Source organism: Providencia sp. PROV122, assembly GCF_028482365.1.
Lineage (GTDB): Bacteria > Pseudomonadota > Gammaproteobacteria > Enterobacterales > Enterobacteriaceae > Providencia > Providencia stuartii.
Map to the genome: position 1 here is coordinate 112,063 of NZ_JAMPQI010000012.1, position 13,760 is coordinate 125,822.

Consider the following 13,760-nt stretch of genomic DNA (forward strand, 5'->3'; position numbering starts at 1 on the left):
CCTTCAACTTTTGTCTTTTGTTATAGCCAAGGAAACCAACGACGCATGTCAATTCAGGATACGAGTCACGAGCAAAACATACTGGATAGTGCTGTTGCGCAAGGCGGCGCATATGAAATATTACGCAAACGCCTTACTGAACAAGGGCAACAGCTTCATCAAAAAGCAGCGCAACTCAATGACAGTCGTTTACAAGAGTTCGGTCAAAGCCAAATGGATATTATTGGCCGTATTCGTATTCGCACAGAAAATAATTGCCAAGCAAGGGATATTGTCCGAGTTGGTGAATGGCTTCTATTTGGCTATAACGTTTTCCTTGGCCTCAAAAGAGAAACACAAATTGAAGATGTGTTTTCTCTGTATCGACTGATTGATAACCAAGGTGAGTTTGATGTTGAAGCGGTCTCCTATGACGGCACCTTCCTCAGTGATACGCGCTTTATCCAAGATTTTACTGAGCTTTACACCTATTACAAAAACACCCAATTACTACAGTTAGTTGAACGTGATGGTAAGCTATTAGCTAGCTTTCAAATTGGTGAACGTATCACCGATGTGCGGGTTTTCCGCTGGTCTATCTCCAGTGATAAAAGCAAAATCGATTATATCGACAACCGCGGTGAACGCGACATCGCCCTTCCCCCTGCCTATGACTTTGAATGGGTGAAAACAACCCGTGAAAACACGGTTAATGGTCGTTTTCCGCATATCAATATTTTAGATACTGTTTTCGTTGAAACTATTGGTGGCGACCTCACCATAAAATGCGAAAATAACACAGAAGATGGCCTCGGCATTTATCGCGAAGCGGTGTTAGATAAAAACCAATCCCTAGATGATGCCCAAATTGAATATGCCCAAACAGGCAGCCTGATCTTACTGAAAATATTACCCTATCGCGAAGAGAACTGGCGCTATCTCGTCTACAATACACTGACTCAAACAGCTCAACGCATTGATGCGATTGGTCAGGCATGTGTACAGCTTCCCGAAGACCACGGCATTATTTTCCCAGGTGGATATTACTTACAAAATGGTGAGTATAAAACCTTTGATCAACCTATGGATGGCATGCGTTTTCGTCGCTTGCGCCGTTCCCCAAACGGTGAGGATGTCCTGTATGTCTTCTATTCGCCAAACCAAGGTCGTATCGCCCTCTTTAATTATAATTTGATTGAGCGAAAACTGGCGATTCCGCTGATCGGGCATGGTTATGCCATGCTTGAAGATGGAAAAATGGTTCTCTTTGAAGGTGAAGGTGACGAAGCCACTCGAGTTCACCCGATGCAAGTTTGGCAAACCCCTTTCTATTCAGAAGAATTTGCCGATCAACAGCCTGCGCGAGGGGGCTTTTTTGGTCGCATTGGTAACGCTGATCTTGTACGTGGTATCTCAGAAATTCTGCATATTGCTAAAGAAATTGAAGGTAATCAGGTTTCCGTTGCCCGCTATGAACAACTCAGCCAACAACCGAAAAACCTACTTGATATTTATTATTGGTTTAATGACGAGCAATGTTTAGGTATCGGTAAATTACTCAAAGAGATCACACAAACCAGTGAATTGGTCTTAGATGAGTATGAAAAAGTCGAGAGTATCCGCCAGCAATCAGCAAAATCGATGAATGAAGCGGTTAATCGGCAAAAGACACTGATGTCTTTAACATTACCTGAAAGCTGGAATGATATTCAGCAGTTTGTTGATGGGTTAAATGCACTCAGTGCCCAACGTGGTCACCTGATCTCCTTACGCGAATTCCGCTATATGGATTTAACGAAACTCGCGCAGATGGAAGAAGAAATTACGCAAGCACAGCAGTATGTTTCTCAAACTACCGCAACTTTCCTAGCGAGCGATAAAGCACTACAACCATTTAAAACGCAACTTTCTCAGTTTGAAGAGCAAATGGAGAGTGCTCAAAATAGTGCGCAGCTCGATATTCCAATGAATGGCATGGAAAAAATGTCTGCCGACTTGGATATGCTATCGAATCTAATGGCTTCGCTAAAATTTGATGATGTGACTCAACAAACCAACATCATTGATGCAATTTCACAAATTTATGCCCAATTAAACCAGTCACGCGCTCGTTTACAACAAAAACGTAAATCACAAAGTGCTGTCGAGACTGTGGCTCAATTTGGCGCACAATTCCGCCTATTTAGCCAAGGCATTACAAATGCCCTATCACTCTCCACGGATCCTGAACGCTGCGATGACCAGCTATCTAGGCTATTAGTCCAATTAGAAGAGTTAGAAAGCCAATTCAGCAGCCATGATGAGTTCCTAGAAGATATTCTCGCCAAACGCGAAGAGCTGCTAGAAACCTTTGAGTCGCACAAGCAAGCCTTATTAGATGAACGCCAACGCCGTTCACAAAACTTACAAACAGCAGCCGACCGCCTGTTAGATAGTTTGCAACGCCGCACTGCACGTTTACAGTCTCAAGATGAATTAAACGCCTTTTTTGCGTCTGATCCATTGGCAACAAAAACGCGTGAAATCATTGAAAAACTAAGAGAAATCAATGATAACGTCAAAGCGGATGATATTGATGCCAGATTAAAAGCAGCGCGCGACCAATCTATTCGCACACTACGCGATAAAACAGATATTTACGAAGATGGCGGTAATATAATTAAATTAGGGCCTCGCCATCGCTTTAGTGTTAACACCCAAGAGCTTGATTTAACCATCTTGCCGAAAGATAACCAACTTTGGTTATATCTGACGGGTACCGATTTCCAAGAGCCTATTGATAACCCTCAATTAGCTGAGTTACAACCTTATTGGTCAGCGGCACTTGAATCCGAGTCAGACGATGTTTATCGGGCTGAATACCTTGCATATTCAATTATCTACGCTGCAAGTAAGCGCCAAGATGGCCTTGATTATAATATGCTTAAGTCCGCGTTATCGGTGCCTGAGAAATTAGAGAAAATCGTACGCGACTTTGCAGCCCCACGTTATAAAGAGGGCTATGAGAAAGGTATTCACGATCACGATGCCATCGCTATTTTGAAAAAGCTCCTGCCTGTCGGAGAAAGTGCTGATTTACTGCGTTATAACCCAACATCGCGAGCAATTGCTGCGATTTTCTGGGAACAAGTACAAAATAATGAATATCCGGCTTTATGGCCAGAGCGCGCCAGAACCGCAATGAATATTCATCAGCTATTCCATAATGATGATGCTTTGCTCGATTTGCAGGCGGAGATCGAAGCAGACATTAGCCTATTTTTACAAGAGCACCCGATACCTTGTGAAAGTTACCAACAAACTCAAGCCGCAGAGTATCTTAGCTTTGCGCTGGCGAGAACGCCTATTGAATTAGTTTACAGTAAATATGCTAGAGACCTTGTTGCCGCCTTGCAAACTCGGTTAGAAGACGCCCATATGTGGATAGACTTCAACCGTTCCCAACAAAACCTTGCAGGCCGCTATGCTCAGCGTTGGGCATTGATTCAAAACTGGTTACAAGGGCTATGTTCAGTGCCTGAATTTGCCCATCTTACGCCTTATATTCCGGGTGCAATCGCCATTATTATTTTAGACAAAGTCGCATCAGCACGTTATAGCGAAGCTGATCTGTACTTCAAAGTTAATGGGTTATTAGGCGAACATCCAACGATAGAAAATCAAACCCTCTCGTTGAGCTTAGATAACTATTTCAGTCGCATGCGTTTTCAAAGAAAACGGTTTATTCCCGCATTCCGTGAATATCAAGCGTTACGCCAACGTGTTGTCATTGAAGAGCGCCGTCGTTTGAAGCTGCATGAGTTTAAAGCGCACCCTCTTAGCTCCTTTGTTCGTAATAAACTGATCAACGACGTCTATTTACCGATTATTGGTGACAATATGGCGAAGCAAATCGGTGCTTTAGGGGAAGGTAAACGTACCGATTTGATGGGGCTACTCTTGATGATCTCCCCGCCTGGTTACGGTAAAACCACATTGATGGAATATGTTGCTGACCGCTTAGGCCTCATTTTCATGAAAATTAACGGGCCTGCGTTAGGTCATGACGTGTTATCACTCGACCCAGACCAAGCACCAAATGCAACTGCACGTCAGGAGCTAGAAAAACTCAATTTAGCGTTAGAGATGGGGAATAACGTGATGCTCTATGTGGATGATATTCAGCATACGCATCCTGAGTTTTTACAGAAATTTATTTCTCTGTGTGACGGAACAAGGCGCATTGAAGGGGTTTGGAAAGGAAAAACGAAAACCTATGACATGCGTGGTAAAAAATTCTGTGTTGTTATGGCAGGTAACCCATATACCGAATCAGGTGAAGTGTTCCGCATACCGGACATGCTCGCCAACCGCGCTGATATCTATAACCTAGGGGAAGTGCTTGGCGGCATGGATGATGCCTTCGCATTAAGCTACATTGAAAACAGTCTAACCTCAAACCCTGTACTTGCGCCGCTTGCTCTACGTGATCTCAATGACCTCTACCTTTTCGTTGATAAAGCAATGGGTAAATCAGTCTCAACTAATGCTTTGAGCTACCCCTATTCAGATGCAGAAATCAGTGAAATTGTCGCTGTCATTAAGCGCCTAATCACGCTACGCGATGTCGTACTCAAAGTGAATCAGCAATATATTGCCAGTGCAGCACAGTCCGATAAATACCGCACCGAGCCAGCCTTCCGTTTGCAAGGTAGCTATCGAAATATGAATAAACTGAGTGAAAAAGTGTCCTCTGTCATGAATGAAGAGGAGCTTGAACGTTTATTGGATGATCACTACCTCGGTGAAGCACAATTACTCACCACAGGAGCAGAAGAAAATTTACTCAAATTAGCTGAAATTCGCGGTAAGCTCACGGAGCAACAGGCCGCACGCTGGCAACAAATCAAAAAGGACTTTATGCGCAATAAAGCACTAGGTGGGGATAATGCAGATGTGGGTGACCGTGTTGTTGCACAACTTGCTGATCTGGTTGAAAGTGTACAAGCATTAAGCCAGCAAGCATGAAACAGTGGTTGAACCAACGACTGAAACTACTTGCTATTTTGGCTGGGCTATTGGTCATCATCCAAGTGATCAATAGCCTAACAGGCTATTCGTTAAATCGCTTTGGTATCATACCCAGAAGCTTAGAGGGCCTCATCGGTATCCCCCTTTCCCCCTTTATTCATAGTAGTTGGGGACATTTACTGAGTAACCTTCCTCCTTTACTGATCCTCAGCGCAGTACTGCTACATAGAGAGATCCGTGAATATCTATTAGCTTCGCTCTTTATTATTATTACTGGTGGATTAGCTGTTTGGTTAGTTGGTCGCTACGCCATTCATGTTGGCGCAAGTGGTTGGATTTTCGGGCTTTGGGGGTTACTGATCGCCCAAGGTTATTTTCGTCGCAAACTTTCTGACATTATCATCACTGTCTTGGTGCTATTTTATTTTGGCGCAATGACATCCGGCTTGCTGCCCGTTCATCAATATATTTCAACTGAATCGCATATTGCTGGTGCAATATCGGGTATTTTCTATGCATGGTGGGTTAATCGCCGCAAGAAAAGCGCCCTTTCACCTACAGAAAGCTAATTTTTAGCTAACGTGATCAGATTCACTTTTAATATTTTTTTATTTTTATGTATCCTTTTTTATCTACTTGGTTCACATATTAATAATTTAACTATTATTTAACTCTTCATTTACAAATTAGTGATTGTTAGTCTCATAAAACAATAAAAAATGGAGACTCACCTGATGAAGATAAACAACTTATTATCTGCGGTTATTATTTTTGGATTAACAACACTTTCATCTACTGGCTATGCCGAACCGAATAAAATCAAAATCGATCGAGATAGCTACGGCGTTCCTCATATCTATGCCGATGACGTATATAGCCTTTTTTATGGTTATGGCTATGCTGTCGCCCAAGACAGGCTTTTCCAGATGGAAATGGCAAAACGCAGTACCCAAGGCACCGTTTCAGAAGTGCTCGGCAAAGATTTTATTGCCTTTGATAAAGATATCCGCAGTAATTACTGGCCTGACTCCATCCATCAACAAATTAAAAATCTCCCTAAAGAAGAACAGGATATCCTACGTGGCTATGCAGACGGCATGAACGCTTGGATCAAACAAGTGAATGCGACACCAGATAAATTAATGCCTAAACAATTTATTGATTATGGCTTCACACCATCTCAATGGAACAGCTTTGATGTTGCCATGATTATGGTGGGCACTATGGCTAACCGCTTCTCAGATATGAACAGTGAAATCGATAATCTAGCCTTATTAACCGCCTTAAAAGATAAGTATGGTGAGCAAACAGGGTTAGCAGTATTCAACCAAATAAATTGGCTAAACAACCCTAATGCCCCCACCACTATTGATGCTCAAGAATTTACCTATTCAGATACAAAAAATAAAAACAAGCAATCTCAGGTGAATCAAATAAACGATTACCGTCTAATTCCCCCTATGTTTGAGCGCCCTGCAAAGGATGCCTCCGGCAAATTAATCGCATTAACAGCACAGCAAAATAGCCAATTGATTGCCAAGCAATATGAGCAAGGCGGTGCGAACGGGTTAGCAGGTTACCCAACGACGAGTAATATCTGGGTTGTCGGCAAATCAAAAGCCGATGGCGCTAACGCAATTTTGCTCAACGGCCCACAATTTGGCTGGTTTAACCCAGCCTATACCTATGGCATTGGTTTACATGGTGCTGGTTTTGATTTGGTTGGCAACACCCCTTTCGCTTATCCAGCAATATTATTTGGCCATAATGGCAACATAGCATGGGGATCAACGGCTGGTTTTGGTGATGGTGTCGATATTTTTGCAGAGAAACTCGACCCAAAACGTCCTAACTATTACCAACATCAAGGCCAATGGAAAAAAATGCTCAGCCGCCAAGAGGTCATTAACGTGAAAGATGCTTCGCCTGTCACATTAGATGTTTATCGAACGGTGCACGGCAACATAGTCAAACAAGATAACAGCGCTAACATCGCATACAGCAAGGCTCGAGCGTGGGATGGAAAAGAAGTCTCTTCTTTGATGGCATGGGTAAAACAGGCACAAGCCAAAAATTGGCAGCAATGGCAAGCTCAGGCACAAAATCAAGCACTGACCATTAATTGGTATTATGCCGATCGAGATGGCAATATTGGTTATATCCATACAGGACATTACCCTGAGCGCCAAGAAAACCATGACCCTCGCCTTCCAGTGCCAGGTACCGGGGAGTGGGATTGGCAAGGTATGCAACCCTTTGCCAATAACCCAAAAGTGTATAACCCGAAATCCGGTTATATTGCCAACTGGAATAATTCCCCAGCCAAAAACTACCCCACTAGTGATTTATTTGCTTTCTTATGGGGTTCGGCTGATCGAGTGACAGAAATAAATAGACTGATAGAATCAAAAGCTTTGTTAAACCAAGAGGATATGTGGGATATCCTAAAACAAACCAGCCGTGTTGACCTCAATCATCGCTTATTCACCCCTTATATCATCCGTGCTACGCGTGATTTACCTGCCGATGATGATGCAGTAAAACTTGCTAATATACTGAACCAATGGGATGGCATTAATCATCTTACAAAGGATGGTAAGCATTATATTCAACCAGGCTCGGCAATATTAGATATCTGGCTCAAGGAGATGTTAAAAGCGACTCTCGGTCAAGCTGTACCGGCTCCCTTTGATAAATGGTATTTAGCCAGTGGCTATGAAACAACACAAGACGGCCCTACAGGTTCACTGAATATTAGTACGGGGGCCAAAATCTTATATGAATCGTTATTAGGACAACGCTCTGCAATTCCTCAAGCGATTGATCTCTTTGCAGGCAAACCTCAAGATGAGGTCATTCGCCAAGCATTACGCAATACTTATCAGCAGATGACCCTAAAATATGGTGATAATCTTGCAAGCTGGCAAACCCCTGCCACGGCACTCACTTTCAGAGCCAATAATTTCTTTGGCGTTCCTCAAGCTAATGCAAAAGAGCGTTTTCATCAAAATGAGTATCATAATAGAGGCACAGAAAATGATTTGATCGTGTTTAGCGATGGTAAAGTGAAAGCTTGGGATGTCGTCGCACCAGGCCAAAGCGGTTTTATTTCACCTCAAGGCAAACCATCACCTCATTATCAAGACCAATTGCCACTCTACGAACAATTTGAAAAGAAACCATTATGGCTCACAACGGAAGAATTGACGCCGCACATCGAATCTAGCGAACAGGTTGAGATCGAAAAATAGTCAATCTCAACAGGGCCGAGGTAACACTCGGCCCTATTTCATTTGCCGTACACGATAGACACAACGTCCCGCGCCATTTAACAAATATTGCTCACGCTCAACTGTCACATCACTTCCCATAATATCGCGAAACAGTTGCAATTCTGAACGACAAAAATTTTGGCAGACCGTCGCCGCAGCACAGATAGGGCAATGATTTTCAATAAATAACCAGCTATTACCATCTTGCTCAACATGTGCCATATAACCTTCTTCGTTGCGAACATCGGCTAATGCCTGTAATCGTTCAACGAAAGGTAAAGAGCCACATCGCGACAAATATTTCGCCTTAACTTCCCCTTCTCGTTGGCTAATTAGCTTTTCCAGCCCTTCATTACCAAAAATATTTTTTACAGAATCAATGAGCTGCAATGTTAATTGAGCATGTGTGTCAGGAAAGCGCTGATGCCCTAATGCTGTGAGCACCCAATTCTGCCTTGGTCGGCCCGCTCCGGTTTGAGAGGTACATTGCACCCCTTCAACTAAACCTAAAGACGTCAGTTTCTGAATATGCTGGCGTGCCGCTTCCCCCGTCATTGCCAAGTCTTTTGCAATCACAGCTGTCGAGATAGGACCTTTTGTTTTTATGCAAAACAAAACCTTATCAACCGCTTGGCTGATATTTAAATTATCAAAGTAATCACTTGCATTAATCATTCTGTCACTCTAATATCCAAGTCAATACTTGGATATTAACGTTTTTTTAACTCTCTCGTCTAGCAGGTCTCGCTATGAGCAATGAACCCTCCACGACAACTCAAGCTAAGTGGGCTGATTTACTTAGTGGTCGTAACGCATTATTGACGATTGCCCTCACCGGTGGTGTCGCTCTTCATGCTATCAATATTTATATTGTGACAACTATCTTACCTAGTATCGTCAATGATATCGGTGGTCTTGAATATTATGCGTGGAATACGACGATTTTTGTTGCTACTTCAATTGTGGGTTCAACACTGTCGAGTAAAATACTCAATCAATTAGGGCCTAAATTCGCCTATTTAACGGCTCTGCTTATTTTCTCATTAGGCTCCATTTGGTGTGCACTGTCACCATCAATGTTAATGTTACTTGGCGGGCGAGCGTTACAAGGGCTAGGCGGTGGAATTTTATTCGCCTTAAGCTACGCCCTTATTCGCGTTGTGTTTACTGAAAACCTTTGGTCACGTGCCATGGGCATTGTTTCCGGTATGTGGGGAATAGCGACACTTTGCGGTCCTGCTATTGGTGGAGTATTCGCTCAAACGGGTCATTGGCGCTGGGCTTTTTGGTCATTACTTCCCGTTGCACTTCTACTCGTTCTAATCGTGATAAATCAATTGCCTAAAAGGACAAATCAATCCCAACAGATCAGTAAACTGCCTGTTCTCGCCATTTCACTATTAGTGATTTCCGTCTTAGCGATTTCCATCGGTAGCTTATCCAGTCAGTTGATATTCAATGCCATTGGCCTATTCGTTGGCCTTATCTTATTGGTCACTATCGCAAAAATCGATGGTAAAAAAGGTAAGCGATTACTACCAACAGACACTTATTCATTAAAAAATTCACTCGGTGTGATTTATTTAACGATGAGCTTGTTGGTGGGTGGTATGACAACGGAAATTTATGTTCCTTATTTCTTACAAACCATCCACCACTTCTCCCCATTATCAGCAGGCTATCTTACAGCGATTATGGCAGCAGGTTGGACGATTGGCGCATTATTAAGTGCCAATAAAACTGGCCCAATCGTGTTAAAAATACTTCGTATAGGGCCAATCATCATATTTATTTCATTAATTGTGTTAGCCATTTTGACTCCTCATACGGAGCTTGTGAGTTCAATCTTACTGTTTACAATTTATTTAGTCGCAATGATGGGAGTTGGCCTTGGTATTGGTATTTGCTGGCCACACTTGGTGTTAAAAGTGTTCAGTGTCGCCCCTAGTGGTGAAGAAAATCTCGCGTCTTCATCCGTCATTACCGTTCAACTATATGCGACTGCGCTTTCTGCCGCGCTCGTGGGTGTCGTCGTGAATAACAGCGGGTTGATTTCCCCTGGTGGAATAGCAGGCGCTCAACAAGCCTCTGTTTGGTTATTTATTTTATTTGCCATTTGTCCATTCTTTGCCGCACTGTTGATCAGGAAAGTGAAGTAATACTCCCGCGTGGGGGATACGTGGTAAAAGCAGGGAAGTGTCATTTAATTCACTTCCCTTTATTCATTAACGTTAATTTTTACGGAAAAAGTAAGGGATACACAGCGTGCTGATTATGACAATAATCGCTGTCGATACCATGACACCAAAAAAGGCTTGATCAAACGCTATGTGCGCTTGATTTATCAATAAATTAGCACTTTCGTGCGGCAGATGCTCCGCAACAATAAAAGCTTCATCAATACTATCATAAGCTTTATTATCAACGACTAAGCTATCGGGCAATGATAATTTCATTGTATAAATGGCACTCATCAATCCGCCCATAAAGGTTACACCCAACACACTACCAATTTCATATGCGACTTCTTCAATAGACGCGGCCATACCGGCTTTTTTATCTGGCGCATTGAGCATCACGGTTGTTGAAGCTGTCGTAAAAATAATTCCTAAACCAAAACCAATTAAAAACAGGAATAACAATAAGATGAAACCTGTTGAGGTTTGATAAATAGAAATGAGACCAAGTACCCCTGCCAAAGTACAAACAAAGCCAATGACGGTTAAACGTCTTTCCCCCATTGTATGTAATAACATTCCAGTTAATGGGCCTGCTAATACAGAAGCAATCGGGATCGGGATAATATACAGCGCCGCTTGAAGTGGCGTATACCCCTGAACTAATTGTAGTCTTTGGCTCAATAGGAGTTCGACACCCACAATAATCACCATCGATAATATCGCCATTAAAATACCGGCACTAAAACGAGGGTTAGAAAATAATTTAAAATCAATCATTGGTGATTCAGACGCTATTTGTCTGCGGCTAAATAACCATAAAAATAGCCCACCGATAACCCCAACAATAGTCAACTCCCACCAATTGGTATAAGGCTTACCCAGCTCTTTTAGAGCATAAATAATGCCAACTAACCCGACTAGCACTAACCCAGAGCCAAGATAATCAATTTTTTGTGAGCCTGTTCCGCCACATTTAGGAATTAAAAAATAGGCAAAAGGTAATACCAGCAATACCACAGGAACATTAATTAAAAAGACCGATCCCCACCAAAAGTGGTTAAGCAGCGCACCACCAACCAAAGGGCCTATCGCAGCACCACCTGATGCCACCGCCGACCAAATACCTATCGCAAGTGCACGCTCTTTTGGATCTAAGAAAACGTGTCTAACAATCGATAAGGTTGCAGGCATACTCAGCGCCGCTCCCACAGCTAAAAAGCCTCTGGATAAAATTAGGCTCATTGCCGTCGGAGAAAATGCCGCACATAAAGAAGCGACCGCAAATAAAGGTAGCCCTAACAGAAACATGACCTTATGGCCAATGCGATCACTAAGCATACCCGCAGCAGGCAACAGCCCAGCGACAATTAATGGGTAAGCATTCATGATCCACAATTTTTCAGAAGATGTGGCGCCTAAATCATGCGTTAATCGCGGTAACGCGGTATATAACACCGTCACATCGATGACAATCAGAAAGAGTACACTTGATACTAAAAGTAAAATAATCCAGCGTTTATAATTTGCTAGCATAAAATCATCTCAACAAGTTTATTTAATCACTATTTATTCATGATCGTGCTACAATATAAATCCATACGTATGTATTGAAAAGAGGTTTTTGTTAAATGGGACGTCAACGAACTATCGATCGAGATAAAGTGCTCGATGCCGCTGAAAACATCGTACTTAACCAAGGTGCTGCTGCTCTGACGATTGATGCAGTCGCAAAATCCATGGGGATCTCTAAAGGAGGGGTTCAATACTGTTTTGGTAACAAAGATGCCTTAATCGATGCAATGTTTGAACGCTGGGGTTATACCTATGAGCAAATATTTAACCGTGAGATTGAAAAAGACAGCTCCCCAGAAAATCGTATTAATGCCCATCGGCTTGCAACCTATGAACATGACAAAGTCGCGATGGCGAAGGGGGCAGCATTAATGGCAGCTTTACTACAAACCCCTGAATACTTAGAAAGTACCCGTGTTTGGTATCGTGATAGATTGCGCCATTTAGACACCTCAACAGAGCATGGCAAACGCGCTCGGCTGATGTTTCTTGCTACCGAGGGCTCCTTTATGTTGCGCTATTTTGGTTTGATGGAAATAGACGAAAACGAGTGGCAAGAGATGTTCCATGATATGTCACGTTTTTTAGGCTAACGTGACAAACCTAGGAACTTATCCTATAAAAAAACAATCGTTCGTTGTATCGATACAGAGATACAAAAAATCGCTATTTTTCATTACGACGAAATAAATGGACGGGAATGATGCCAGAAACGGTAAGCAAATTAGGCGTATTTTTATTTGTGGGTATTTAGCCACTTCTTTGCCTGCAAAATTAAAGGTAAATCTACCATTTTGCCATCCACTTTAAAGGCATACTGCTCTTGAGATTGTTGTAATACTTTTTTTGACCAAGCCAGCTGCTGCTGTGTTATATCAAACGATCGCTTGATAATAGCAATTTGATAGGGATGAATAGCTAATTTTGCTGTAAAACCAAGAGCTTTAGCATGCAAACACTCTTGCTCTAAAGCAGCCAAATCATCAATATCTGGTGTGACACAGTCGATAGGAGCTAAAAGATTTGCAAGGCGAGAAGCAAGCACCACTTGTGTTCTTGCAAACAACAGTGATTCACGAGACATGTCACACTGCATATCAAGAGAAAAGTCTAAAGAGCCGAATGCAAGGCGCTCAACACCTGAATGTGCGATATCATAAATACGGTGTAACCCCCATGCCGTTTCAATGATAGCAATCATCGATAGTTGCGGATTATCAAAGAGATGTTTTTTAACATCGTTGATCATCGCTACAGATTCAACTTTAGGTATAACAAGGTGAGATAAATAGATGAATAAGTTATTTTTCTTTAGCCAATCAATATCTTGATTATATTCAATACTATTTGGCTGGTTAATTCTAATGGCTATTTTTTGCGTTACCTCCTTTTTTGGATAATGGAGTAACCAATCCATAACTTCCTGCCTAGCAAGAGATTTATGTAAAGGATGGACTGAATCCTCCAAATCTAAAATCAACACGTCTGAGCCACTAATACACGCTTTATCAAAGAATTGAGGGTGATCTCCGGGTACAAATAAATAAGTTACAGAACAATTAGTCATCGTGAACCTTCCTAATCAATCATTTGAATAACATATTATTTTCCCTTACATCTCAATTGAGAATAAAAAAAACAATAATTATCATTTACTATTTTTTTCGGCAATGCTAACTTTATTACCAATATCTTTCAAGTATTCAAAATTATTTTTCTAGTTAATGATATTCATCATTAATTAATT

Annotated in this window: 8 protein-coding genes; 5 read left to right on the forward strand and 3 right to left on the reverse strand. The window is 42.0% G+C overall.

Annotated features, from left to right (window positions below):
• The first annotated feature begins 45 nt into the window (after positions 1-45).
• The 3 genes from PSE69_RS10655 (at position 46) to PSE69_RS10665 (ending at position 8,240) form a co-directional block, all read left to right on the forward strand.
• Positions 46-4,986, forward strand: coding sequence for a DNA repair ATPase (locus tag PSE69_RS10655; RefSeq protein ID WP_014657155.1), 4,941 nt, complete (start codon positions 46-48; stop codon positions 4,984-4,986).
• A complete protein-coding gene (locus PSE69_RS10660) occupies positions 4,983-5,558 on the forward strand; it encodes a rhomboid family intramembrane serine protease (RefSeq protein WP_036942428.1) in 576 nt (191 codons plus the stop codon). The genes PSE69_RS10655 and PSE69_RS10660 overlap by 4 nt, the downstream gene beginning before the upstream one ends.
• A gap of 150 nt (positions 5,559-5,708) precedes the next feature.
• Positions 5,709-8,240 (forward strand): penicillin acylase family protein, encoded by a 2,532-nt coding sequence (locus PSE69_RS10665; protein ID WP_412033770.1) that lies wholly within the window; start codon positions 5,709-5,711, stop codon positions 8,238-8,240.
• A gap of 33 nt (positions 8,241-8,273) precedes the next feature.
• Here PSE69_RS10665 and PSE69_RS10670 read toward each other — a convergent pair whose 3' ends face one another.
• Positions 8,274-8,936 carry a helix-turn-helix transcriptional regulator gene (locus PSE69_RS10670; RefSeq protein WP_104873105.1) on the reverse strand — a complete coding sequence of 221 codons (663 nt, stop codon included), beginning with the start codon at positions 8,934-8,936 and terminating at the stop codon, positions 8,274-8,276.
• A 74-nt stretch (positions 8,937-9,010) separates the two neighbouring features.
• On the opposite strand from PSE69_RS10670, the gene PSE69_RS10675 reads away from it, so the two are divergent.
• Positions 9,011-10,420, forward strand: coding sequence for an MFS transporter (locus PSE69_RS10675; RefSeq protein WP_154610483.1), 1,410 nt, complete (start codon positions 9,011-9,013; stop codon positions 10,418-10,420).
• A 72-nt stretch (positions 10,421-10,492) separates the two neighbouring features.
• On the opposite strand, the gene PSE69_RS10680 is transcribed toward PSE69_RS10675, so the two are convergent.
• Positions 10,493-11,974 carry an MFS transporter gene (locus PSE69_RS10680; RefSeq protein WP_004924034.1) on the reverse strand — a complete coding sequence of 494 codons (1,482 nt, stop codon included), beginning with the start codon at positions 11,972-11,974 and terminating at the stop codon, positions 10,493-10,495.
• Positions 11,975-12,069: 95 nt separating this feature from the next.
• Here PSE69_RS10680 and PSE69_RS10685 point away from each other — a divergent pair, with 95 nt between their 5' ends.
• Complete coding sequence (locus tag PSE69_RS10685; protein WP_154610484.1) at positions 12,070-12,606, forward strand: TetR/AcrR family transcriptional regulator; 537 nt, start codon at positions 12,070-12,072, stop codon at positions 12,604-12,606.
• A gap of 143 nt (positions 12,607-12,749) precedes the next feature.
• Here PSE69_RS10685 and PSE69_RS10690 read toward each other — a convergent pair whose 3' ends face one another.
• Entirely contained in the window at positions 12,750-13,580 is an 831-nt protein-coding gene (locus PSE69_RS10690) for an HpcH/HpaI aldolase/citrate lyase family protein (RefSeq protein ID WP_154610486.1), read from the reverse strand.
• Positions 13,581-13,760: the final 180 nt, after the last annotated feature.

Bases quoted from the DNA above. Each gene is read 5' to 3' on its own strand.
- PSE69_RS10655 (WP_014657155.1), top strand. From the start codon at position 46: ATGTCAATTCAGGATACGAGTCACGAGCAAAACATACTGGATAGTGCT.
- PSE69_RS10680 (WP_004924034.1), bottom strand. From the start codon at position 11,974: ATGCTAGCAAATTATAAACGCTGGATTATTTTACTTTTAGTATCAAGT.
- PSE69_RS10665 (WP_412033770.1), top strand. From the start codon at position 5,709: ATGGAGACTCACCTGATGAAGATAAACAACTTATTATCTGCGGTTATT.
- PSE69_RS10685 (WP_154610484.1), top strand. From the start codon at position 12,070: ATGGGACGTCAACGAACTATCGATCGAGATAAAGTGCTCGATGCCGCT.
- PSE69_RS10670 (WP_104873105.1), bottom strand. From the start codon at position 8,936: ATGATTAATGCAAGTGATTACTTTGATAATTTAAATATCAGCCAAGCG.
- PSE69_RS10660 (WP_036942428.1), top strand. From the start codon at position 4,983: ATGAAACAGTGGTTGAACCAACGACTGAAACTACTTGCTATTTTGGCT.
- PSE69_RS10675 (WP_154610483.1), top strand. From the start codon at position 9,011: ATGAGCAATGAACCCTCCACGACAACTCAAGCTAAGTGGGCTGATTTA.
- PSE69_RS10690 (WP_154610486.1), bottom strand. From the start codon at position 13,580: ATGACTAATTGTTCTGTAACTTATTTATTTGTACCCGGAGATCACCCT.